Source organism: Streptomyces sp. NPDC048521, from assembly GCF_043199855.1.
GTDB lineage: Bacteria > Actinomycetota > Actinomycetes > Streptomycetales > Streptomycetaceae > Streptomyces.
In genome coordinates this window covers 457077-479407 of record NZ_JBICWR010000003.1, presented here as the reverse complement: position 1 = coordinate 479407, position 22331 = coordinate 457077, and the positions used below count along the sequence as shown (strand labels likewise).

20 protein-coding genes and 1 pseudogene are annotated in these 22331 nt (G+C 72.2%); 16 read left to right on the top strand and 5 right to left on the bottom strand.

Annotated elements, in window-relative coordinates; translation table 11 throughout:
- Positions 1-2 precede the first annotated feature (2 nt).
- Genes ACGFRF_RS09745 through ACGFRF_RS09730 form a run of 4 tightly spaced genes read left to right on the top strand, consistent with a single transcriptional unit; the run spans position 3 to position 3962 of the window.
- A complete protein-coding gene (locus tag ACGFRF_RS09745; RefSeq protein WP_393738062.1) occupies positions 3-923 on the top strand; it encodes an ABC transporter permease in 921 nt (306 codons plus the stop codon).
- Positions 916-1896 carry an ABC transporter permease gene (locus ACGFRF_RS09740; RefSeq protein WP_393738061.1) on the top strand — a complete coding sequence of 327 codons (981 nt, stop codon included), beginning with the start codon at positions 916-918 and terminating at the stop codon, positions 1894-1896. Before ACGFRF_RS09745 ends, ACGFRF_RS09740 begins: the two co-directional genes overlap by 8 nt.
- A 7-nt stretch (positions 1897-1903) precedes the next feature.
- The gene (locus ACGFRF_RS09735; RefSeq protein ID WP_393738060.1) at positions 1904-2887 is read left to right on the top strand and encodes an ABC transporter ATP-binding protein; all 984 of its coding nucleotides are present in this window, start codon (positions 1904-1906) and stop codon (positions 2885-2887) included.
- Positions 2871-3962 carry an ABC transporter ATP-binding protein gene (locus ACGFRF_RS09730; protein WP_393738059.1) on the top strand — a complete coding sequence of 364 codons (1092 nt, stop codon included), beginning with the start codon at positions 2871-2873 and terminating at the stop codon, positions 3960-3962. Before ACGFRF_RS09735 ends, ACGFRF_RS09730 begins: the two co-directional genes overlap by 17 nt.
- 110 nt (positions 3963-4072) lie before the next feature.
- On the opposite strand, the gene ACGFRF_RS09725 is transcribed toward ACGFRF_RS09730, so the two are convergent.
- Entirely contained in the window at positions 4073-6205 is a 2133-nt protein-coding gene (locus tag ACGFRF_RS09725) for a prolyl oligopeptidase family serine peptidase (RefSeq protein WP_393738058.1), read from the bottom strand.
- Positions 6206-6371: 166 nt separating this feature from the next.
- Here ACGFRF_RS09725 and ACGFRF_RS09720 point away from each other — a divergent pair, with 166 nt between their 5' ends.
- The 8 genes from ACGFRF_RS09720 (at position 6372) to ACGFRF_RS09685 (ending at position 14074) form a co-directional block, all read left to right on the top strand.
- Positions 6372-6566 carry a hypothetical protein gene (locus ACGFRF_RS09720; protein WP_161287201.1) on the top strand — a complete coding sequence of 65 codons (195 nt, stop codon included), beginning with the start codon at positions 6372-6374 and terminating at the stop codon, positions 6564-6566.
- Positions 6567-6629: 63 nt separating this feature from the next.
- Positions 6630-7484, top strand: a complete 855-nt coding sequence (mshB, locus tag ACGFRF_RS09715) for an N-acetyl-1-D-myo-inositol-2-amino-2-deoxy-alpha-D-glucopyranoside deacetylase (protein ID WP_393738057.1) — start codon at positions 6630-6632, stop codon at positions 7482-7484.
- Positions 7481-7897 (top strand): DUF6113 family protein, encoded by a 417-nt coding sequence (locus tag ACGFRF_RS09710; protein WP_393738056.1) that lies wholly within the window; start codon positions 7481-7483, stop codon positions 7895-7897. Before mshB ends, ACGFRF_RS09710 begins: the two co-directional genes overlap by 4 nt.
- A gap of 196 nt (positions 7898-8093) precedes the next feature.
- Positions 8094-10463 carry a hypothetical protein gene (locus ACGFRF_RS09705; protein ID WP_393738055.1) on the top strand — a complete coding sequence of 790 codons (2370 nt, stop codon included), beginning with the start codon at positions 8094-8096 and terminating at the stop codon, positions 10461-10463.
- Positions 10464-10600: 137 nt separating this feature from the next.
- Entirely contained in the window at positions 10601-11527 is a 927-nt protein-coding gene (locus ACGFRF_RS09700) for an ABC transporter ATP-binding protein (protein WP_393738054.1), read from the top strand.
- On the top strand, positions 11524-12264 hold the full coding sequence (locus tag ACGFRF_RS09695; RefSeq protein WP_393738053.1) for an ABC transporter permease: 741 nt from the start codon (positions 11524-11526) through the stop codon (positions 12262-12264). The genes ACGFRF_RS09700 and ACGFRF_RS09695 overlap by 4 nt, the downstream gene beginning before the upstream one ends.
- 5 nt (positions 12265-12269) lie before the next feature.
- Complete coding sequence (locus ACGFRF_RS09690) at positions 12270-13463, top strand: sensor histidine kinase (RefSeq protein ID WP_393738328.1); 1194 nt, start codon at positions 12270-12272, stop codon at positions 13461-13463.
- Positions 13460-14074, top strand: coding sequence for a response regulator (locus tag ACGFRF_RS09685; protein WP_393738052.1), 615 nt, complete (start codon positions 13460-13462; stop codon positions 14072-14074). Before ACGFRF_RS09690 ends, ACGFRF_RS09685 begins: the two co-directional genes overlap by 4 nt.
- A gap of 4 nt (positions 14075-14078) precedes the next feature.
- On the opposite strand, the gene ACGFRF_RS09680 is transcribed toward ACGFRF_RS09685, so the two are convergent.
- Both ACGFRF_RS09680 and ACGFRF_RS09675 read right to left on the bottom strand, forming a co-directional pair.
- Entirely contained in the window at positions 14079-14945 is an 867-nt protein-coding gene (locus tag ACGFRF_RS09680) for a tetratricopeptide repeat protein (RefSeq protein ID WP_393738051.1), read from the bottom strand.
- 422 nt (positions 14946-15367) lie between these two features.
- Positions 15368-16363, bottom strand: a pseudogene (locus tag ACGFRF_RS09675) (GNAT family N-acetyltransferase); the annotation flags it as partial.
- 140 nt (positions 16364-16503) lie between these two features.
- Between ACGFRF_RS09675 and fdxA the strand changes: the two are divergent.
- Together fdxA and ACGFRF_RS09665 are read left to right on the top strand one after the other, a co-directional pair.
- Positions 16504-16824 (top strand): ferredoxin, encoded by a 321-nt coding sequence (gene fdxA / locus ACGFRF_RS09670; protein WP_014674796.1) that lies wholly within the window; start codon positions 16504-16506, stop codon positions 16822-16824.
- A 122-nt stretch (positions 16825-16946) separates the two neighbouring features.
- The gene (locus tag ACGFRF_RS09665) at positions 16947-18044 is read left to right on the top strand and encodes a bifunctional succinyldiaminopimelate transaminase/glutamate-prephenate aminotransferase (RefSeq protein ID WP_393738050.1); all 1098 of its coding nucleotides are present in this window, start codon (positions 16947-16949) and stop codon (positions 18042-18044) included.
- 51 nt (positions 18045-18095) lie between these two features.
- Here ACGFRF_RS09665 and ACGFRF_RS09660 read toward each other — a convergent pair whose 3' ends face one another.
- On the bottom strand, positions 18096-18548 hold the full coding sequence (locus ACGFRF_RS09660; RefSeq protein WP_393738049.1) for an ATP-binding protein: 453 nt from the start codon (positions 18546-18548) through the stop codon (positions 18096-18098).
- Between the two features lie 284 nt (positions 18549-18832).
- Entirely contained in the window at positions 18833-19825 is a 993-nt protein-coding gene (locus ACGFRF_RS09655) for a heavy metal transporter (protein ID WP_393738048.1), read from the bottom strand.
- 94 nt (positions 19826-19919) lie between these two features.
- Between ACGFRF_RS09655 and dapE the strand changes: the two genes are divergently transcribed.
- A complete protein-coding gene (gene dapE / locus ACGFRF_RS09650; protein ID WP_393738047.1) occupies positions 19920-20999 on the top strand; it encodes a succinyl-diaminopimelate desuccinylase in 1080 nt (359 codons plus the stop codon).
- Between the two features lie 104 nt (positions 21000-21103).
- Positions 21104-21862: a TIGR00730 family Rossman fold protein gene (locus ACGFRF_RS09645; RefSeq protein ID WP_393738046.1), complete on the top strand. Its 759-nt coding sequence runs from the start codon at positions 21104-21106 to the stop codon at positions 21860-21862.
- Positions 21863-22331 lie beyond the last annotated feature (469 nt).

The window sequence follows — 22331 nt, the reverse complement described above, 5'->3', positions numbered from 1 at the left end:
CCATGGGGCGCTATGTCGTCCGGCGGCTGGTCCAGATGATCCCCGTGTTCATCGGGGCCACGCTGCTGATCTTCGTGATGGTGAACGTGATGGGCGACCCCATCGCCGGCCTGTGCGGGGAGCGGGCCTGCGACCCGGCGACGACCGCCCAGCTGGAGAAGGAGTTCGGCCTCGACAAGCCGCTGTGGCAGCAGTACCTGACCTACATGGGGAACGTCTTCACCGGCGACTTCGGTACGGCGTTCAACGGGCAGCCGGTCACCGAGTTGATGTCCACGGCGTTTCCGGTGACCATCCGGCTGACCCTCGTGGCCATCCTCTTCGAGGTCGTCATCGGCATCACGCTGGGGGTCGTCACCGGACTCAGGCGCGGCCGTCCCGTCGACACCGGTGTGCTCCTCGCCACCCTCGTCGTGATCTCCGTCCCGACCTTCGTCACCGGTCTGCTGCTGCAGCTGCTGCTCGGCATCAAGTGGCAGTGGATCAAGCCCTCGGTCCGCAGCGGCACCTTCGACGAGCTGATCGTGCCCGGCCTGGTCCTCGCCTCCGTCTCCCTCGCCTATGTCACCCGGCTGACGCGGACCTCGATCGCGGAGAACAGGCGCTCCGACTACGTCCGTACGGCGGTCGCCAAGGGCCTTCCCCGGCGCCGGGTGATCGTCCGTCACCTGCTGCGCAACTCGCTGATCCCGGTGGTGACCTTCATCGGCACCGACATCGGGGCGCTGATGGGCGGGGCGATCGTGACGGAGCGGATCTTCAACATCCACGGCGTCGGCTATCAGCTGTACCAGGGCATCCTGCGGCACAACACGCAGACGGTCGTCGGCTTCGTGACGGTGCTGGTCCTCGTGTTCCTTCTGGCCAACCTCCTCGTCGACCTCCTGTACGCCGTACTCGACCCGAGGATCCGCTATGCCTGAACAGCCGTACGAGCCCCAGGGCGCGATCGCCGGCACCGGCATGGGCGGGGCGATGGACCTCGGCGCGAGCGAGGCCGTCACGCTGGAGAAGACGCCGGGAGGGCCGGAAGGCACGGGACCGGCCGGCAGACCGCGCTCGCTGTGGTCCGACGCCTGGCGGGACCTGCGCCGCAACCCGGTCTTCATCATCTCCGCCCTGGTCATCCTCTTCCTGGTCTTCATCTCCCTGTGGCCGTCGGCGATCGCCTCCGGCAGCCCCCTGAAGTGCGATCTCGCCAAGGCCCAGGACGGCTCGGGGCCGGGCGCGCCCTTCGGGTACGACGGACAGGGCTGCAACGTCTACACACGCACCGTCTACGGCGCCCGTACGTCCGTCACGGTCGGCGTCCTGGCGACGCTGGGGGTCGCCCTCTTCGGCTCGGTGCTGGGCGGGCTCGCGGGCTACTTCGGTGGCACCTGGGACGCGGTGCTGTCGCGGATCACGGACATCTTCTTCGCGATCCCGGTGGTCCTCGGCGGACTCGTCCTCCTCTCGGTGGTGACCTCCAATACGGTCTGGCCGGTCATCGGGTTCATGGTGCTGCTCGGCTGGCCGCAGATCTCCCGGATCGCGCGCGGCTCGGTCATCACCGCCAAGCAGAACGACTACGTCCAGGCCGCCCGCGCTCTCGGCGCCTCCGACTCCCGGATCCTGCTGCGGCACATCACCCCGAACGCCGTGGCCCCGGTGATCGTGGTCGCGACCATCGCGCTGGGCACCTACATCGCCCTGGAGGCGACCCTGTCCTACCTCGGCGTCGGACTCAAACCGCCCAGCGTCTCCTGGGGCATCGACATCTCCGCCGCCTCCCCCTACATCCGCAACGCCCCGCACGCCCTGCTGTGGCCCTCGGGGGCGCTGGCCGTCACGGTGCTGGCGTTCATCATGCTCGGCGACGCGGTCCGCGACGCCCTCGACCCGAAGCTGAGGTGACGGTGCCGTGTTGCTCGAAGTACGCGATCTGCACGTGGAGTTCGGCACCCGGGACGGCGTCGCCCACGCCGTCAACGGCGTCAGCTACGAGGTGGACGCGGGGGAGACCCTCGCCGTGCTCGGCGAATCCGGCTCCGGCAAGTCGGTGACCGCACAGGCGGTGATGGGGATCCTGGACGTGCCGCCCGGGCGTGTCACCGGGGGGCAGATCCTCTTCCAGGGGCAGGACCTGCTCACGCTGAAGGAAGAGGCGCGGCGGAGGATCCGGGGCGCCGGAATGGCGATGATCTTCCAGGACGCGTTGTCGGCCCTGAACCCGGTGATGACGGTGGGGGATCAGCTGGGGGAGATGTTCGTCGTCCACCGGGGCATGTCGCGGAAGGACGCGCGGGCCAAGGCGGTGGAGCTGATGGAGCGGGTCCGGATCCCGGCCGCCGCCCAGCGGGTGCGGGACTATCCCCACCAGTTCTCCGGCGGCATGCGCCAACGCATCATGATCGCCATGGCACTGGCGCTGGAACCGGCGCTCATCATCGCCGACGAACCCACCACCGCCCTCGACGTGACCGTCCAGGCCCAGGTCATGGACCTGCTCGCCGAGTTGCAGCGCGAGTACCGCATGGGACTCGTCCTCATCACCCACGACCTCGGTGTCGTCGCGGACGTCGCCGACAAGATCGCGGTCATGTACGCGGGCCGGATCGTCGAGTCCGCGCCCGTGCACGACATCTACAAAGCCCCGGCCCACCCCTACACCCGGGGCCTGCTCGACTCCATCCCCCGCCTGGACCACAAAGGCCAGGAGCTGTACGCCATCAAGGGCCTCCCGCCGAACCTGATGCACATCCCGCCCGGCTGCTCCTTCCACCCGCGCTGCCCCATGGCGAGGGACGTCTGCCGCACCGACGAACCCCCCCTCTACGAGGTCTCCGACGCACGCGGCAGCGCTTGCCACTTCTGGAGGGAGTGCCTCGATGGCCGCGACCACTGAACCGATCCTGGAGGTCAGCGGGCTGGTCAAGCACTACCCGCTCACCCGGGGCATCCTGTTCAAGAAGCAGATCGGAGCGGTGAAGGCGGTCGACGGCGTCGACTTCACCCTCGGCAAGGGCGAAACACTCGGCATCGTCGGCGAATCCGGCTGCGGCAAGTCCACCGTCGCCAAGATGCTCTGCCATCTGGAGCGGCCGACGGCCGGGTCCATCAGGTTCAAGGGCGAGGACATCACCACACTGTCCGGCAAGGCCCTCAAGGCCGTACGCCGCAACATCCAGATGGTCTTCCAGGACCCCTACACCTCACTCAACCCCCGCATGACGGTCGGCGACATCATCGGCGAGCCCTACGACATCCACCCCGAAGTCGCACCCAAGGGCGACCGCCGCCGCCGGGTCCAGGAACTCCTCGACGTCGTCGGCCTCAACCCCGAATACATCAACCGCTACCCCCACCAGTTCTCCGGCGGCCAACGCCAACGCATCGGTATCGCACGCGGGTTGGCACTGCGCCCCGAGATCATCGTCGCCGACGAACCCGTCTCCGCCCTCGACGTCTCCGTCCAGGCCCAGGTCATCAACCTCATGGACCGCCTCCAGACGGAGTTCGACCTCTCCTACGTCTTCATCGCGCACGACCTGTCCATCGTCCGCCACATCTCCGACCGGGTCGGGGTCATGTACCTGGGGCGCATCGTGGAGATCGGAAGCGACGCCGAGATCTACGACCACCCCACCCACCCCTACACCCAGGCGCTGCTGTCGGCCGTCCCGGTCCCCGACCCCGTGGCCCGCGAGGATCGCGAACGGATCATCCTCACCGGAGACGTCCCCTCCCCGACGAACATCCCCTCGGGCTGCCGCTTCCGCACCCGCTGCTGGAAGGCCCAGGAGCGCTGCGCCCTGGAGGTCCCGGCCCTCGCGGTCCCCGCCGCCTTCCGGGACACGGCCGGCCCGGCGGCCCACGACTCCGCCTGCCACTTCGCCGAGGACGCCGTGTCGGTCAGGCGGACCGCGCCGGGTGTGGTGCCGTCGCAGGAGCCGGAGCGGTATGGCAACGGGCCGGGGTGACATGGCGCACCCCGGCCCGTTCACGGCACCCGCACGGCCGTACGCTGGTCAGCCTCCCGCGTCCGTATATCGGTACCGCTTCCGTGAAGTTGCCTGCGTGTTAACGCACTTCACTCGGATTTATCCCGTTCTGCCAGCGAACGCTTGAGGAAGTCCACCTGGAGCAGCAGCAGATTCTCGGCGACCGTCTCCTGCGGGGTCATGTGGGTCACCCCGGACAGCGGCAGGACCTCGTGCGGTCGGCCCGCGGCCAGCAGGGCGGAGGACAGCCGCAGGGAGTGGGCGACCACCACGTTGTCGTCCGCCAGACCATGGATGATCATCATCGGACGGTGCGGCTCGGCCGGGTCGACCAGACCCGCGTCGTCGATCAGCGAGTTGCGGCGGTAGACCTCCGGCTGCTCGTCCGGATGGCCCAGGTAGCGCTCCTGGTAGTGGGTGTCGTACAGCCGCAGGTCGGTGACGGGCGCACCGACCACCGCCGCGTGGAAGACGTCCGGGCGGCGCAACGCCCCCAGTGCCGCCAGGTAGCCGCCGAAGGACCAGCCCCGGATGGCCACCCGGTCCAGATCCAGCGGGAACCGGTCGGCGAGGGCGTGCAGCGCGTCGACCTGGTCCTGGAGTGCGACGGCCGCCACCTCGTCCCGGATCGCCTTCTCCCAGGCCGGCGAGCGGCCCGGCGTGCCCCGGCCGTCGGCGACGATCACCGCGAAGCCCTGGTCGGCGAACCACTGGGAGGTCAGAAAGGCGTTGTGCGCCGCGACGACCCGCTGACCGTGCGGACCACCGTAGGGGTCCATGAGAACCGGCAGGGGAGTGTCACCGTGGTAGTCCCGTGGCATAAGCACGGCGCACGGAATTCGGCGTGCGCCCCCCTCGGTGAGAGTGACCCGGGGGGACATACCGGGATCTTCGGCGTACGACCGGACAGTGGCCGTCGGTTTTCCGTCACGCAGTACCTGGACACGGGCGCCCGGCCTGTCCAGGGTCGAGGACACCAGTACGGTCACACCCCCGCCCCGCACCGCCGAGTGGACGCCGGGCTCCTGCGACACGCGCTCCACGCCCAGTTCGTTCACCCGGTACACATGGACTTCGCCAATCTCCGGCGTCTCCGCCTCCGCGCCCGCCGAGGCGGAAACCAGTACGTCGTCCGCACCTACGTCCAGCACCGCGCGGATGTGCAACTGTCCCCTGGTCAGCGGTCGTTCGCCGACCGCCAGGACGCGCGCCCCGCCCTCGTCCGCGATCCGGACAAGCTGCCCGGAGGGGCTCCAGCAGGGCACCCCAGGGAAAAGTTCAAGCCATGTTGGATCTTCATCGGCGTGCACCATCCGCGTCGTCCCCGTGTCCGGGTCCACCGCCAGGAACAGCTGGCTGCGCTGGTCCCGCGCCTGCACCAGCAGCAGCGGTGCGCCCGCCGCTGACCAGTGCGCATGGGCCAGATAGGGGTAGCGGGCCCGGTCCCACGCGACCTCCGTGCGCTCCCCGTCGAGACCGAGCACGAACAGGCGTACGTCGGCGTTCGGCGTGCCCGCCGCGGGATACGCGACGTTATTTGGCTCACGTCCGGGGTTGGCCGGGTCCGCGATCCACCAGCGCCGCACCGGCGTGTCGTCCACGCGCGCCACGAGCAGCCGGCCGGAGTCCGGAGCCCACCAGAAACCCCGCGAACGCCCCATCTCCTCGGCCGCGATGAACTCCGCCAGACCGTAGGTCACGTTCTCGGACTCCGGTTCCGCGAGCGCCCGGTCGCCCTCGCCCTCGGCGCCCACCACCCGCAGCGCCCCCCGCGCGACATACGCGACGTGCCGGCCGTCGGGGGCGGGACGAGGGTCGATCACCGGTCCCGGAACGCGGAGTTCACGCGCCGTACCGGCCCGCAGCTCGGCCGTGAAAAGCCGCCCTGACAAGGCGAAAGACGCCAACTCCACAGCGGCGTCGGTGGCGTAGCCGACGATGCCGGCACCGCCTTCCCGGCTGCGCTCCCGGCGTGCCCGCTCCTGCGGCGAGAGCTGTTCGGCGGCGCCTTCGAGGAGGTCGCCCGGGTCGGCCGCCAGGCGTTCACCGCCGTCCGGCAGATCCAGTACCCACAGGGAGTTGGCCCGGTCCGTGCCGGAACTCGAACGCAGGAACGCGACACGCGAACCGTCGGGCGCCACGGTGAACGCACGCGGCGCGCCGAGCGTGAACCGCTGGGTCCGGGCGTGCCGACGGGGGAAGGAGTCAGCCTCTGTCGTCATACCCCGACCATATTGGCCATGCGCCCCCTTGTGCGGCCGTGCGCCGAGCGATGCGCGAGTACGGATAGTTATGATCACTACCGCTGTGTGGGTATGAACCTGCTGGCTTCTGCATGGAGTTGCTCGACACCCCCCGCGTCCCTGGGATCTTTGGAGGTGAGCCGCCGTGGCACTCTCGATTTCGGCGGTGGTGCTGCTGGCGATCATCGTCTTCCTGCTGATCAAGAAGTCAGGGCTGAAGGGCGGCCACGCGGTCGTCTGCGTCCTGCTCGGCTTCTATCTCGCCTCCTCGACCGTCGCTCCCACGATCAGCGAGCTGACGACGAACGTCGCCAGCATGATCGGCAGCATCAAGTTCTGACGGCCGCTGTCCGGCGGCCTCGGCGCAGCGGCCTCGTCGCACGGGACCTCGTAGGGTGGTCCCATGACGGAACTGCCAGCCCGCCGTCTGCTGCTGGTGCACGCGCACCCGGACGACGAGTCGATCAACAACGGCGCGACCATGGCCAGGTACGCGGCCGAGGGTGCCCACGTGACCCTGGTCACCTGCACCCTCGGGGAGCGGGGCGAGGTCATCCCGCCCGAGCTGCGGCACCTGACGGGGCCCGCGCTGGGCGCGCACCGGCGCGGCGAGCTGGCCGCCGCCCTGCGCGAACTGGGCGTGAGCGACGCCCGGCTGCTCGGCGGCGCGGGCCGGTACGGCGACTCCGGGATGATGGGCGGCGCCGACAACGACGACCCCGGCTGCTTCTGGCAGGCCGACCTGGACGAGGCCGCCGGCCACCTCGCCGAGGTGATCCTGGAGGTCCGTCCCCAGGTCCTCGTCACCTACGACGACCACGGCGGCTACGGCCATCCGGACCACATCCAGGCCCACCGGGTCGCCATGCGCGCCGTCGACCTCGCGGCCGAGCGGGGCCACCGGATCGCCAAGGTCTACTGGAACCGCGTCCCGCGCTCCGTCGCCGAGGCCGCCTTCGCCCGCCTCCAGGACGAGCTGGCCGCACTGCCGTTCGACAAGAGCGCGGCCGTGGACGACGTACCGGGCGTCGTGGACGACGAGCGGATCACCACCACGGTCGACGGCGGCGCGTACGCCTCCGCCAAGGCCGCCGCGATGCGCGCCCACGCCACCCAGATCGAGGTCGCCGAGCCCTACTTCGCGCTCTCCAACGAACTCGCCCAGCCGCTGTTCGGCACCGAGTACTACGAGTTGGTGCGCGGGAGCGGACAGCCCGGGGAGACCGACCTGTTCGCCGGCGTCGGGGAGGGGTCATGAGCAACGGTGGACAGGGGCCGCTGCTCGCCCAGCCGCTGCAGCGCCCCCCGGCCGGACGGGTGGCCACCTACGTCGGCCTCTTCCTGCTCGGCGCGGTCACGGGACTCGCCGGGGCCCTCCTGCAGCCCGCCTGGTTCCCCGGCGGGCTGCTGCTCGCCCTCGCGGGCGCGGCCGGGCTGTTCCTCGGTGGGGCGCGCGCCACCGGAGGCCGGGGCGGGGCGGTGGCGCCGGCGGCCGGCTGGATTGTCACCGTCATCCTGCTCACCACCTCACGCCCCGAAGGCGACTTCCTCTTCGGCGCCGGAGGCGGCTCCTATCTCTTCCTGCTCGGCGGCATGGCTCTCGCTGTGATCTGCGCCACCATTGGCGCCGGGCGGCAACCGCGCGGCGGCTCCGCCCGACTTGGCAAGTGACGTACCACTTCGCCCTGCGGCGCACGTGCGAGTCCGGTGTGGGTTTCCTCAGCGGTCACGGGATACACGCCAGAAGTGGCCAGTATGGTGGTGCGCGCCGCCGAGCCTCCCCCAAGCTCTCGACTTCGCTCGAGCCGGGGGGACCCCAGAGCAGTGAGGTCGTAACGGGCGGTGGAGCCAACTGGGAGAACCTGCCTTGAGTCGTGAAACTGACACTCCGTCCTCCGGGCCCAACGGGCGCGGCGGAGCCGCATACCCCTCCGGCACGCCGCCGTACGGGACCCCCATGGCTTCCGACGACGGTACGGACGCGGGCCGTTCCGGCACGCGGCCGGAGGAAAAGAAGACCGAGACCACGCTGACGACCCGGATCCGGATCAACATCCCCGGATCGCGGCCCATCCCGCCGGTCGTCGTGCGCACGCCCGTCGGGGACGCCGACGGCACCAAGGACGAGGCGCCCGCCGCCGATACGCGGCCCTCGCCCGAGCGGACGGCCGACGGCACCGCCGAGGCCCCCGCCGAGCCCGCGGCCCAGGCCGAGGAGAAGACCAGCGACTGGTTCGCGCCCCGCAAGTCCGGCCCCGGCAAGGGCGGTCCGGGCGGCGGCGGCACCAACGGGGCCGGGGCCCCTGGCGGTTCCACCGCCTCCGGCGCGCCAGGCGCCCGTACGGGTGGTCCGGGAGCGTCCGGCGCGGCCGGTACCGCCGGCGCACGCCCTGGCACCGGCCGCCCCGGCGGTGTGGTCGGCTCCATGAGCGTGCCGGGCGCGCCCCGGACCGGCGCCACGAACGGCAAGGGACTGCCCGGCGCCACCGGCGGCCCGGTCGCCCCGGGCCACGGCGGCGGCACCGGCTCCTTCGACGTGACCGAGGCACTGGCCGCGGGCCCCCTCGGCGGTGGCTCCCGCCCCGGCGCGAGCAGCGGCGGCGGCGAGCCGCGCCGCGACGACCTGCCGTACTTCGCGGAGAACGGCGGCGGCCAGGACGGTTTCGGCACCGGAGCGAACGGCCACGACGGGTTCGGCGGCACCGGCGCGGGTTCGAGCGGCCACGACGGTTTCGGCGGCGGCACGGGACCCGGCGGTGCGAACGGGCCTGGTGGCCCCGGCGGTACCAACGGCTTCAGCGGCCCCGGCGGTACCAGCGGCTTCAGCGGTCCCGGCGGCCCGCAGGGCCCGGCCGGCCCCACCAGTGGCCCGGTCACCGGCGACAGCCCCCTCGTCCCGCCGGGCGGCGGCCGCGGCCCGGACGGCGGCGAGCCCTTCGACGGCCCCGGCGGCCCGCGCGGCACGGGCGGCTACGGTGTGCCCGGCGGCCCCGGAGGCCCGGGAGCCAACCCCGGCGGTGGTCCCGCAGGGCGCGGTCCCGGTGGCGGGCTCAGCGACGACACCGCGATCCTCACCCCGCAGAAGCCGGCCCCCGCACCCGGCACGCCCGGCTACCGCTCCCCGTCCGCCGACAACGTCTCCGGACACACGGTCACCAGCGGCATCCCGGTCGTCCCCGGTGCCGGCACCCCCCCGTTCGGCTCCGCCACGCACCCCGACGGCCCGGTGCCGCACACGGCACCCAAGCCGGAGCCGGCCGCCGCGCCCAAGGCGGCGGCCAAGCCGAAGAAGAAGGGCCGCAGCAAGCTGGTGCTGCTCGCCGTCGCCGTGGTCTTCGTCGCGGGCGGTGCCTACGGCGCCGGGCTGCTGATGAACCGCACCGACGTGCCCAAGGGCACCACGGTCCTCGGCGTCGACATCGGCGGCGGCACCCGCGACGACGCCGTCAAGAGGCTCGACGACGCGTTCGGCAGCCGCGTGAACAAGCCGCTGAAGCTGGCCGTGGGCGGCAAGACCGTCACCCTCACGCCGGAGAACGCGGGGCTGCAGTTCGACTACCAGGCCACGGTGAGCCACGCCGCCAAGAGCGACTACAACCCGGTCCACGTCGTCGGTTCCCTCTTCGGGCAGAAGCGGGTGGTCGAGCCGGTCATGCCGGTGGACGAGGAGAAGCTGCAGGCCGCCCTCCAGCAGGCCGGCGGCGGCTCCGGCTCGGTCACCGACGGCACCATCAGGTTCGAGACCGGCCGGGCCGTGCCGATCTACGGCAGGGCGGGCAAGGCCATCGACGCGGGCCGCTCGGCCCAGGCGGTCGAACAGGCGTACCGCGCGCTGGTGGAGACGGGCTCGGCGACCCCGGTCACCGTGCCGACGACCACCAAGCAGCCGACGGTCTCGAAGGCCGAGGTCGACCGGGAGATGAAGGACTTCGCCGAGCCGGCCATGTCGGGCAAGGTGACGGTGCAGACCGACGCGGTGCACTCGATCCTGATGAGCCCGGAGAAGTCGCTGTGGAAGTTCCTCAGGGTGAAGGCGACGCCGGACGGCAAGCTGGTCGACTCCCCGGACCTGAACGCCCTGCAGCAGCTCTACGGCCAGGCCTTCGACGGTGTGCTGATCACGCGCGCCAACGGCAAGAAGACGCCCGTCACGCCCCAGGACGTCTACGGCGCCCTGCGCCAGGCCCTGATGAGCAAGACCAACCGGGTCGCGGTCATCGACACGGACCCGAGCTAGTCCGCCGCACCGGGGGGCGTCCAAGGGACGCCCCCCCCTCGCCGTGCCTGTCACCCGATCCGCATGACATCTGTCATCCGGCAGTCAGGACCGCCGACACTGCCGGGCCCGGGGCCCTCCCGGCCAGCATGGACGCCATGACAACGACAGCGGCGCCGGCCACCACCGCGGTGGCCGGGTTCGACCAGGTGACCAAGACGTACGGCGGCACCCGGGCCGTCGACGGGCTCTCGCTCCAGTTGCACCCCGGCGAGACCGTCGCCCTCCTCGGCCCGAACGGGGCCGGCAAGTCCACCACCCTCGACCTGCTCCTCGGGCTCAAGCAGCCCGACAGCGGCACGGTGAGCGTGTTCGGCACCAGCCCGCGCGAGGCGATCGTCGCCGGCCGGGTCGGGGCCATGCTGCAGAGCGGCGGCCTGATGGACGAGGTCACCGTCGCCGAACTGGTGAAGCTGGCCTGCTCGCTGCACCCGAAGCCGTACCGGGTCACGGACGTGCTGGCCCGCGCCGGCATCGCGCAGATCGCGGACCGCAAGGTCGACAAGCTCTCCGGCGGCCAGACCCAGCGCGTCCGCTTCGCCCTCGCCACCGCCGGCGACAGCGACCTGATCATCCTGGACGAACCCACCACCGGCATGGACGTCTCCGCCCGCCAGGCCTTCTGGGCCACCATGCGCGAGCAGGCCGACCAGGGCCGTACGGTCCTGTTCGCCACCCACTACCTCGAAGAGGCCGACGCCATCGCCGACCGGGTCCTGGTGCTGCACCGCGGCCGACTGCTCGCCGACGGCACGGCCGCCGAGATCAAGGCCAAGGCCGGCGCCCGCCGGGTCTCCTTCGACCTGACGGGGACCGTGGACGAGGCGGCTCTGCGCGCCCTGCCCTTCCTGACCTCCCTCGACGTCTCGGGCCGGACCGTCCGCATCCAGTCCTCCGACGCCGACGCGACCGTCCACGCCCTGTACGGCCTCGGCGTCCACCCCCGCAACCTCGAAGTCGCCGGCCTCGGCCTGGAGCAGGCCTTCGTCGCCCTCACGGAGGCCGAGGAGGCCAAGCAGTCGTGAACGCGCTCATCAAGCTCGAGCTGACCCGCGCCCTGCGCAACAAGAAGTTCCTGTTCTTCTCGGTGCTCTACCCCTCGATCATCTACCTGATCTTCTCCAGCAGCGCCGGCTCGACCGAGAAGGTCGACGGCAGCGGCCAGACCGTCGCCACCTACCTGATGGTCTCCATGGCCTCCTTCGGCGCCCTCACCGCCGTCCTCATGGGCAACAGCGAGCGCATCGCCAAGGAACGCGAGAGCGGCTGGGTACGGCAGCTGCGACTGACCCCGCTGCCCGGACGCGGCTACGTCCTCGCCAAGACCGCCGGCGCCGCCGTGGTGAGCCTGCCGTCCATCGTCGTCGTGTTCCTCGTCGCCGCCGCCGTGAAGCACGTACGCCTCGACGCCTGGCAGTGGCTCGCCCTCACCGGGGTCATCTGGGCCGGCAGCCTCGTCTTCGCCGCGCTCGGCGTCGCCATCGGGTACCTCGCCTCCGGGGACGCGGTCCGCCCGATCACGATGATCGTGTACTTCGGTCTGTCGATCCTCGGCGGTCTGTGGATGCCCTCCACGTCCTTCCCGCAGCTCCTTCAGGACATCGCCGACTGGCTGCCCACCCACGCGTACGCTGCCCTGGGCCGGGCGATCGAACAGAGCCAGGCCCCGCATGCGTCGGACATCGCCGTCCTCGCCGTCTACTTCCTCCTCTTCACGGGCGGCGCGGCCTGGCTGTACCGGAAGGACACGCTGAAGGCGTGAGCACGATGACGGAAGACCCACGAGCCCGCGAGAAGCGGCCGGAAGAGCAGGTGCGGGTGGGCCAGGGGCCGCGCAACCGGCGTGAGCTGGTGGTCAAGGTGCTGTGGATCGCCGTCTGGCTGGTCTTCCTCAGCTCGCCGATCCAGGACCTGGCCTCCGGCCACCACACCGCGAACGCCACCGTGGCCGGCGCGCTCGGCCTCGCCGCCTTCGTCGGAACGTATCTGGTACTGGTCTTCCGCAACATGGGCCGGTCCTTCTCGCCGCGGATCGTCGTCACCCTGCTCGCGGTCCTCGGCGTCCTCGCCCCCGTCCTGGCCTCCACCCTCGGCAGCGCCTGGCTGGGCCTCTTCGTCTACCTCTCGGTGGCCTGCGGGGCCACCCTGCCGATCCGGGCCTCCTACTGGGCGATCCCGGCCACGGGCGCGGTGATGTACCTCGTCGGACTGCACTCGAACGAGAAGGAGGCCCGGGGCCTGCTGCTCCTGGTGCTCCTCATCGGGTTCGCGATGGTCGGCGTGGGGCAACTGGTCCGTACGACGATCGAGCTGCGCAAGGCCCGGGCCACCGTCGCCCAGCTCGCCGCCAACGAGGAACGCCTGCGCCTCGCCCGCGACCTGCACGACCTGCTCGGCCACTCCCTCTCCCTGATCACGCTCAAGAGCGAGCTGGCCGGACGCATGCTGCCCGACCACCCCGACAAGGCGGCCCAGCAGGTCGCCGACATCGAACAGGTCAGCCGGCAGGCGCTGGTGGACGTCCGGGAGGCCGTCACCGGCTACCGGCGTCCCCGGCTCGCCGCCGAACTCGCCGGCACCCAGGTCGCCCTGACCGCCGCCGGTGTCGTCGCCGAGGTGCCCGCCGAGCCCGACCTCACCGGTGTCCCCGAGGAAGCCGAGTCCGCGCTCGCCTGGGCGCTGCGCGAGGCGGTCACCAACGTGGTCCGGCACAGCGGCGCCGACCGTTGTCTCGTCCAGCTCACGCACCGTCAGACCCTGGACGGACCGGTCCTCGAACTGGCCGTCGAGGACAACGGCTCCGGCGGCTCCGGCACGGGCCCCGGCAACGGTCTGACCGGCCTGACGGAGCGTCTGGAGAAGGCCGGCGGAACCCTGGAGGCGGGCCGGGTCAAGCACGGGTTCCGGCTGGTCGCCCGCGTGTCCACGGCCCCTTCGGCGGACGTAGGATCCGGGGCATGACGAGCACGATCAAGGTCCTGCTGGCCGAGGACCAGTCGATGGTCCGCGAGGCGCTGGCCGCGCTGCTGGGCCTGGAGGACGACATCGAGGTCGTCGCCCAGGTGGCCCGCGGGGACGAGGTGCTGGCGGCCGTCGGCGCGCACGGTGTGGACGTGGCGCTGCTCGACATCGAGATGCCGGGCTGCACCGGCATCGAGGCGGCCGCCCAGGTGCACCGGGAGCACCCCCGCGTCAAGCTCGTCGTCCTCACCACCTTCGGCCGGCCCGGCTATCTGCGCAGCGCCATGGAGGCGGGCGCCGACGCCTTCCTCGTCAAGGACGCCCCGGCCGCCCAGCTCGCCGAGGCGATCCGCAAGGTGCTGTCCGGCGAGCGCGTCATCGATCCCACGCTCGCCGCCGCCGCGCTCGCCGAGGGCGCCAACCCGCTCACCGAGCGCGAACGCGAGGTGCTCCGCGCGGCGGCCGACGGCGCCACCAACGCCGAACTGGCCAAGACGCTCCACCTCTCCCAGGGCACGGTCCGCAACTACCTCTCCACGGCCATCCAGAAGCTGGCGGTACGCAACCGGGCGGAGGCGGTGCGGACGGCCCGCGAGAAGGGGTGGCTGTGACGGCTCAGTTGAGCATCGCCCGGGCGGTATGGGCCTGTTGCCGCACCTTGCGGGCGGCCGGCTCGTCGACGACCTCGATCAGATCCGCGTAGGCGTCCAGTTCCTCGGCACCCGCGACGAACTCACCGCGCTGCACGAGGAGCTGTCCACGCTCGTACCGCAGCCGGGCCGGATGGGAAGGGACCAGCAGCGCCAGCTCCACGGCGCGCAGGGCCACGTCGGACCGCTCGGGCCGGGCGGCGGCCCACGCCCGGATGTTGTTCAGGATGCGCTGTACGACCTCCAGCGGCGGGGCGGGCTCCAGCATCGAGGTGTCCAGCGGCGCCCCCGTGGCACCCACCACGAGCAACTCGGCGTCGGGGCCCGTCAGCACGCGTCCGCCCTCGAACGGATCGGCCAGCACCTGCTCCTCCGCCGCGCCGAACCCGACCACGAAGTGCCCCGGCAGCGCGACCCCGTACACCGGGGCCCCTGCCCTGCGGGCGACCTCCATCCACACCACCGACAGCAGGATCGGCAGCCCGCGCCGCCGCCGCAGCACCTCGTGCAGCAGCGAGGACTCCAGCCGCTGGTAGTCGGCCGGGGTGCCGTGGAACTCGTACCGTGCGCCGAGCAGCCGCCGTACCGCCTCGGCCCACGCGCGCGGCCCGCCGGGCCGGTACGGCAGCTCGCCCGCCAGCCGGTCCAGCTCCAGCTGCGCGGCGTCGATGCCGGCCTCGTCCAGCGAGCCGTCCGCCAGCGCGCCGATCAGCAGGCACAGAGCCGACAGGTCCGGCCGCTCGGAGCGGGCCTCCTCGGCGAACCGCTGCCGCAGCTCGGCGGACCGCTCGGGCGGGGGCGGGTACGGGGGCGGCAGATGCGGATGACCCATGACAGGCTCTTGCCCTTCCACAACGCTTCCTACGACCGTCCCACGCCGGACCGCCCCAGCACCCGCCCGGAGCCGACGCCGGCCCGGCCCCACCCGCCGACTACGCCGGCCCGGTGCCTGCGGGACGCACTCGCCGCGCACCCCTGACTGCGGCAGGCGCTCCCCGCCTGGCCCTGGCTGCGGGACGTGCTCCCCGTCTGGCCCTGGCTGTGGGATGTGCTCCCCGTCTGGCTGTGGTCGCCGGGTGCGTCGGCCGCACTCGGATGGCCGCTGGATGTCGGCGGCGCCTGGCCGTGGCTGGGGGACGTGGTCGCCGTCCGGCCCTGGTCGCCGGGTGCGTCGGCCGCGCCCGGATGGCCGCTGGGTGTCGGCGGCGCCTGCTCCTGTTCGCCGGACGCCGTCGGCGGTGGGGCGGCGGCCGGGGCTTCCGGGGACCGGTAGTGGTGGTACACGTGATGCGGTGTGAAGCCCAGCGCGGCGTAGAGCGCACGCGCGCCCTCGTTGTCCGTCTCTACCTGCAGCCAGGCCGCCGACGCGCCCTCGTCCAGCGCGCGCCGGGCCAGCGCGGCCATCACCTCGCCGGCGAGCCCCCGCCGCCGCCGCCGGGGATCCACCTCGACCGCCGCGAACCCGGCCCACCGCCCGTCCACGACACACCGCCCGATCGCCGCCGGAGGCTCACCCTCTGCTCCCGGTACGGACGCGAACCACACCGACGGACCGCTGCCGAGCACCCGCAAGGCCACCTCGCTCACCCCCTTGCGCTGGTACCGCGCGAGCCACGCCTCGTCCGCCTCCCGGGACAGGACCACCTCCACACGCTGCGCCCGGTCCGCGACCGGCGCCAGGGCACCGGTCCACAGCTCGGCGCTCACCTCCCGCACCCAGCCGCGCCGCTCCAGCTCCGCGCTCAGCAGCTCCTGCGTGCCCTCGGCCCCGGTGGCGGTCTGCACGTAGGCGGGCAGGCCACGCTCGCCGTACCAGCGTCGTACGGCCGCCAGGGCCGCGTCGAGCGGAAGACCGGGATCACCGAGCGGCAGCACACTGTTGGCCCGCCGCGTGAACCCTCCGGCGGCCCGCAGCTCCCACGCGCCGAGCCGCTCGCTCTCCACCGGCCGCCATCCGCGCGAGACGACACGGGCGAGTTCCGGGTAGCTCGCCACGGGGCCCCGCCGGCGGGCGGGAGCGGCCGGCACGACCTTCCCCGCGACCAGCGACGATTCCGGGATCCGGACACTCCCGCCGTCCCGCCGCGTGATCATGAGCACGCCATCATCCCATGATGTGAGAACACCCACCGTGTCAGTGAACTTCTCTTGCGTCTCTCCGGGTTCGCTCAAGCGCCGTACCGACACTCGTTTCCCCACGTCAGCAGAGGTGATACGGACTTCCAGGCGTCCTGCGTCCGAGATTTCCACCGGTCAGTTCACCCCTCCTGTTCGGATCATGCTCCGGAACGGAGATACTAGGGGCGGGCATCGACGACGCCGCGCTCCCGCGCGCCAGGCGGCGGAGCCTGAGGAGGCCCGCCAGCGCCCTATCGAGGAGGAACGACAGCGTGACCTACGTCATCGCGCAGCCTTGTGTCGACGTCAAGGACAAGGCGTGCATCGAGGAGTGCCCGGTCGACTGCATCTACGAGGGCCAGCGGTCCTTGTACATCCACCCGGACGAATGCGTCGACTGTGGTGCCTGTGAGCCGGTCTGCCCGGTCGAGGCGATCTTCTACGAGGACGACGTCCCGGAGGAGTGGAAGGACTACTACAAGGCGAACGTCGAGTTCTTCGACGAGCTGGGCTCTCCCGGCGGCGCCAGCAAGCTGGGGCTGATCGAGCGCGACCACCCCTTCGTCGCCGCGCTGCCGCCGCAGGGCGAGTGACCGTTTAAGCGCCAGGCGGCCCGCGCTGCGCGCCGCCTCGGTCCCGTACGGCCCGATCGCCCAGATCACCGCCGTACGGGGCCGAGGCGTTCGCCGCACCAGACGAAAGTGAGCCACAGATCGTGTCCGCAGTCTCCGACCGCCTGCCCGCCTTTCCCTGGGACAAGCTGGACCCGTACAAGAAGACCGCCGCGGCCCACCCCGACGGCATCGTCGACCTCTCCGTCGGCACCCCGGTCGACCCGGTCCCCGAGCTGGTCCAGAAGGCCCTGATCGAGGCGGCCGACTCCCCGGGCTACCCGACCGTGTGGGGCACCCCCGCCCTGCGTGACGCGATCACCGGCTGGCTGGAGCGCCGCCTGGGCGCCCGCGACGTCACCCACCGCCATGTCCTGCCGGTCGTCGGCTCCAAGGAACTGGTGGCCTGGCTGCCGACCCAGCTCGGCCTCGGCCCCGGCGACAAGGTCGCCTACCCGCGCCTCGCCTACCCGACCTACGAGGTCGGTGCCCGCCTGGCCCGCGCCGACTACGAGGTCTACGACGACCCGCGCGACCTGGACCCGGCCGGTCTGAGGCTCCTCTGGCTGAACTCCCCGTCCAACCCCACCGGCGAGGTCCTGTCCAAGGAGGACCTGACCGGCATCGTCGCTTGGGCCCGCGAGCACGGCGTGCTCCTCGTCTCCGACGAGTGCTACCTCGAGCTGGGCTGGGAGGCCGACCCGGTCTCGGTCCTGCACCCGGACGTCAACGGCGGCTCGTACGACGGCATCGTCGCCGTCCACTCCCTGTCCAAGCGCTCGAACCTGGCGGGCTACCGCGCGGCCTTCGCCGCCGGCGACCCGGCCGTCCTCGGCCCCCTGCTGGAGATCCGCAAGCACGGCGGCATGATGACCTCCGCGCCGACCCAGGCGGCCGTCGTGGCGGCCCTCGGCGACGACGAGCACGTCCGCGTCCAGCGCGAGCGCTACGCGGCCCGCCGCGAGGCCCTGCGGGCGGCACTGCTCGGCCACGGCTTCCGCATCGAGCACAGCGAGGCGAGCCTCTACCTCTGGGCCACCCGGGACGAGTCCTGCTGGGAGACGGTCGCCCACCTGGCCGACCGGGGCATCCTGGTGGCTCCCGGGGACTTCTACGGCGAGGCGGGGAAGAACTTCGTCCGCGTCGCCCTGACCGCCACGGACGAGCGCGTCCGCGCGGCGGTGGACCGCCTTTCGGCGTAAGGAACGGGGTCCAGGGAACTCCCTGGACCCCGTCGCCGTCAGGCCGTGTCGTCAGCCACCCAGCGGCAGACCCTTCGTGGGCAGGGACGAGGTGGGCAGCCCGCCCTTGGTCAGCGCGTCCGTCGGCAGCCCGCCCTTCGTCGCGGTGGACGCGGTGTTCCCGAGGGCAGCCGTCGCGGCCCCGGCCGCATCACCGGCGGCCTTCTGCGCCACGGGCGCCGCCGTCTTCACGGCACCGCCGCCGGCCTTGCCCGCCGTCGGCATCGCCTGCTCGACCGCCATGCTGCCCGCGTCACCCGCGAGCGAGGTGGCGCTCTGCGCGGCACCGCCGACGGTGTTGCCGACGTGCGCTCCGTCCAGGGCGGTCAGACCGCCCAGGTTGGGGGTGGCCGCCGGCAGATTCGTGGCCGCACCGGCGGAGCCGGCCGCACCGACCCCGGCAGCCGCTCCCGCTGCGACGAGCAGCGCGGCACGGGCGATCCGGCGGGTCAGAGGGAGGGACATGATGCTCCATTCGACGGGAGAGAACGGTGTGTGTCCGGGCCGTGTCCGGGCTCGGACGCCGTGACTACCGCTCGAGGAGCGCGAAGGTTGCGGACGCTCCAGGTAAAGAATGGATAACGCATCGCATTATCAGGTGTGGATAAAAACGGGCAAAGAACGTCTGCCCACCATCCCGCAGAATCCTTACGGCCTTTGATTTCCAAGGATTTCCGGACCTGGCGCGAGACGTACTCGGACAGCCGGGCGAACCCGAGCCGCACAACCCGCCGGAGTGAGGCCCCGCACTACTGTCCGGTCACGATCCGGACGGCCCCCAGGGACTTCTCCGCACCGGCGGCCCCGTCCGAACGCACCGACCGCCACTGGTCGCTCCTGCTCCCGACGGTCCACTCGCGCCCCGCGTACGACACCCGCTCGATGCGCAGCGCGGAGGAGTGGGCGACCGCCCACTGCGCCAGCTGCCAGCCCCGCTCCCGCTCCGTGCGCCCGGACGCGTCCGCCCGCGCGCCCTCGGACACCGGGACGGTCACCGTCCGCCCGTGCGCGGTCGCGGTCACGCTCGGCGAGGGAGACGGCGACGGCACGGGCGTACCGCCCACCTCCGCACCGGTCTCCTGCAGCGCGTCCCGCCCGAAGTCCCGTACCAGCGCGGTCCTTACCGCGTCCGGACCGGTCGCCGAAGCCGAGCGCTGCGGGCGCCCGTCGCAGGTCAGCGCGGCCGCCGCATGCCCGGTCAGCGCCGCCGCCAGCAGCTCGGCGTCCGGCTCGTGCTTGGCGTACGCCTCCGGGTAGCCACTGCGCTGCACCCGCTGCGCGGCCACCGTGAGCGGCAGGCCGGTGTAGTCGGGCACCTTGGCCAGGTGGGCGTAGAAGATGCCCGCCGCGTACGCCGGGTCCATGATCTGCCGCTCGGTGCCCCAGCCCTGCGAGGGCCGCTGCTGGAACAGGCCCAGCGAGTCCCGGTCGCCGTGCTCGATGTTGCGCAGCCCGGACTCCTGCAGGGCGGTCGCGAGCGCGATCGTCACGGCCCGCCGGGGCATCCCGCGCCCGGTGCCGACGGCGGCGATCGTCGCCGCGTTCGCCGCCTGCTCCGGCGTGAACTCGTACGACTGCCCGCGGCCCGAGGCCGAGACCACCTTGCAGCCGCGCGCTCCGCCGCCTCCGGTGATGTACTGCACCACGAGGTACGCGGCGACGCCGCACAGGACCAGCAGGGCCGCGGCGAAACGGTAGAGGCGGCCGCGACGCTTGGGACGGGTGGGGGACGGCTCTGACACGCGTACAAGGTACTGGAGCCCCCCCGGGCGCTCACGTGAGGTCCGTTACAGCGCCGCGGACCCCGGCCGGGCAGGGCGCGCTAGGGTCGTGGCCATGGCCGACACCTCGCTTGACCTCACGCTCGACGCCGCCGCGCTCACCGCTCAGCTCGTGGACTTCCCCTCCGAGAGCGGCACCGAGAAGCCGCTCGCGGACGCGATCGAGGCCGCGCTGCGCGCCCTGCCGCACCTGACGGTCGACCGCTACGGCAACAACGTGATCGCCCGGACGAACCTGGGCCGCGCGGAGCGGGTCATCCTGGCCGGCCACATCGACACGGTGCCCATCGCCGACAACGTGCCGTCCCGGCTGGACGAGGACGGCGTGCTGTGGGGCTGCGGCACCTGCGACATGAAGTCGGGCGTGGCCGTGCAGCTGCGCATCGCGGCCACGGTCCCGGCCCCCAACCGCGACCTGACCTTCGTCTTCTACGACAACGAGGAGGTCGCCGCCGACCTCAACGGCCTCAAGCACGTCGCCGAGGCGCGCCCGGAGTGGCTGGCGGGCGACTTCGCGATCCTGCTGGAGCCCTCGAACGGCGAGGTCGAGGGCGGCTGCCAGGGCACCCTGCGGGTGCTGCTGAAGACCACGGGCGAGCGGGCCCACTCGGCACGCAGCTGGATGGGTTCGAACGCCATCCACGCGGCGGCCCCCGTCCTGGCCCGGCTGGCGGCCTACGAACCCCGCTACCCGGTGATCGACGGCCTGGAGTACCGCGAGGGCCTGAACGCAGTGGGCGTGAGCGGCGGGGTCGCGGGCAACGTCATCCCCGACGAGTGCGTGGTCACGGTCAACTTCCGTTACGCCCCCGACCGCACCGAGGAGGAGGCGATCGCACACGTGCGCGAGGTGTTCGCGGACTGCGGTGTCGAGGAGTTCGTGGTCGACGACCACAGCGGGGGCGCGCTGCCCGGCCTCTCCCACCCGGCCGCGGCGGCCTTCATCGAAGCGGTGGGCGGCACCCCGCAGCCCAAGTACGGCTGGACGGACGTGTCCCGCTTCTCGGCGCTCGGCATCCCCGCGGTCAATTACGGCCCGGGCAACCCGCACTTGGCGCACAAGCGTGACGAGCGGGTGGAGACCGCGAAGATCCTGGCGGGCGAGGAGCGCCTGCGGAACTGGCTCACCGCGTAGCCCGTGCGGGGCGCCGCTGCGCGCCCGACACGCTCAGGTCCCCCCTCCGTAACCCGTGTAGATCTAGGCTGAGACCGAACTACCGGCAAGCGGAGGGAGCGCACATGGCTACCGGAAACCCCGAGGGGAAGAAGCAGCCGCCGGACGAGCAGCGGCTCGGACCGGTCCTCCGACGGCGGGGACAGGTGACGGCCAGCACGACCGACCAGCGGCTGCTGGACGAGCGTGCCCCCTCGGACTGGGTCCACACCGACCCCTGGCGGGTGCTGCGGATCCAGTCGGAGTTCATCGAGGGCTTCGGCACACTCGCCGAACTCCCGCCCGCCATCAGCGTGTTCGGCTCGGCGCGTACGGTGGTGGACTCGCCGGAGTACGACGCGGGCGTGCGGCTCGGCCGGGGGCTGGTGGAGGCCGGCTTCGCGGTGATCACGGGCGGCGGACCGGGCGCGATGGAGGCGGCCAACAAGGGCGCGTGCGAGGCGGGCGGCATCTCGGTGGGGCTCGGCATCGAACTTCCCTTCGAGCAGGGGCTGAACCCGTACGTCGACATCGGGCTGAACTTCCGCTACTTCTTCGTCCGCAAGATGATGTTCGTGAAGTACGCGCAGGGGTTCGTGGTCCTGCCCGGCGGCCTCGGCACCCTGGACGAACTCTTCGAGGCCCTCACCCTGGTCCAGACCCAGAAGGTCACCCGCTTCCCGATCGTCCTCTTCGGCACCGAGTACTGGGGCGGCCTGCTGTCCTGGCTGAAGAACACGCTGGTCGCCCAGGGCAAGGCGGCGGAGAAGGACCTGCTGCTCTTCCACGTGACGGACGACGTGGAGGAAGCGGTGGCCCTGGTCTCCAAGGAGGCGGGCCGCTAGCGCGGGGCTTCGACCGACCCCCGCTGCCCCGGCGCCCCACCCCGGCCCGGCACCCCGCCCCACCCCCAGCCCGGGGGCTCCACCCCCGTGCCCCCGGCCGATGACCACCCACCACCCGCGACCGGAGGGTGAGGCGGCAGGGGCGGATGGTCCGGGCGTGCGGCGGGGCTCGGAGTCGGTCGGGTCGGAGGGTGCGGCGGCAGGGCGGATAGCCCGGCCGGGGGCAGGCGTTCGAGTCCGTCGGTCAGAGCCTGGGGCGAAGGTGGGTGGCCCGGCCCTGTGGGGCAGGTCGAGTCGGTCGGCTCGAGGGTGAGGTGAGGGACTGTCCGGCCCCGTTCTCGACCGTTGCTGTCCCCGCCCCGCACATCCAGCAGGTGTGGACGGTGTCGAAGGGGAACACGGCCCCGCTGTCGTCTCTCGGTGACCGCGGCAGGTCGGCGGGTGGGGGAACGGGGTCCGGGGCGGAGCC

What these genes read in the sequence shown, in the direction of transcription:
- ACGFRF_RS09745 (WP_393738062.1), top strand. Translation starts at nt 3, where the DNA reads ATGGGGCGCTATGTCGTCCGGCGGCTGGTCCAGATGATCCCCGTGTTC.
- ACGFRF_RS09740 (WP_393738061.1), top strand. Translation starts at nt 916, where the DNA reads ATGCCTGAACAGCCGTACGAGCCCCAGGGCGCGATCGCCGGCACCGGC.
- ACGFRF_RS09730 (WP_393738059.1), top strand. Translation starts at nt 2,871, where the DNA reads ATGGCCGCGACCACTGAACCGATCCTGGAGGTCAGCGGGCTGGTCAAG.
- ACGFRF_RS09725 (WP_393738058.1), bottom strand. Translation starts at nt 6,205, where the DNA reads ATGACGACAGAGGCTGACTCCTTCCCCCGTCGGCACGCCCGGACCCAG.
- mshB (WP_393738057.1), top strand. Translation starts at nt 6,630, where the DNA reads ATGACGGAACTGCCAGCCCGCCGTCTGCTGCTGGTGCACGCGCACCCG.
- ACGFRF_RS09710 (WP_393738056.1), top strand. Translation starts at nt 7,481, where the DNA reads ATGAGCAACGGTGGACAGGGGCCGCTGCTCGCCCAGCCGCTGCAGCGC.
- ACGFRF_RS09700 (WP_393738054.1), top strand. Translation starts at nt 10,601, where the DNA reads ATGACAACGACAGCGGCGCCGGCCACCACCGCGGTGGCCGGGTTCGAC.
- ACGFRF_RS09690 (WP_393738328.1), top strand. Translation starts at nt 12,270, where the DNA reads ATGACGGAAGACCCACGAGCCCGCGAGAAGCGGCCGGAAGAGCAGGTG.
- ACGFRF_RS09685 (WP_393738052.1), top strand. Translation starts at nt 13,460, where the DNA reads ATGACGAGCACGATCAAGGTCCTGCTGGCCGAGGACCAGTCGATGGTC.
- ACGFRF_RS09680 (WP_393738051.1), bottom strand. Translation starts at nt 14,945, where the DNA reads ATGGGTCATCCGCATCTGCCGCCCCCGTACCCGCCCCCGCCCGAGCGG.
- ACGFRF_RS09660 (WP_393738049.1), bottom strand. Translation starts at nt 18,548, where the DNA reads ATGTCCCTCCCTCTGACCCGCCGGATCGCCCGTGCCGCGCTGCTCGTC.
- dapE (WP_393738047.1), top strand. Translation starts at nt 19,920, where the DNA reads ATGGCCGACACCTCGCTTGACCTCACGCTCGACGCCGCCGCGCTCACC.
- ACGFRF_RS09645 (WP_393738046.1), top strand. Translation starts at nt 21,104, where the DNA reads ATGGCTACCGGAAACCCCGAGGGGAAGAAGCAGCCGCCGGACGAGCAG.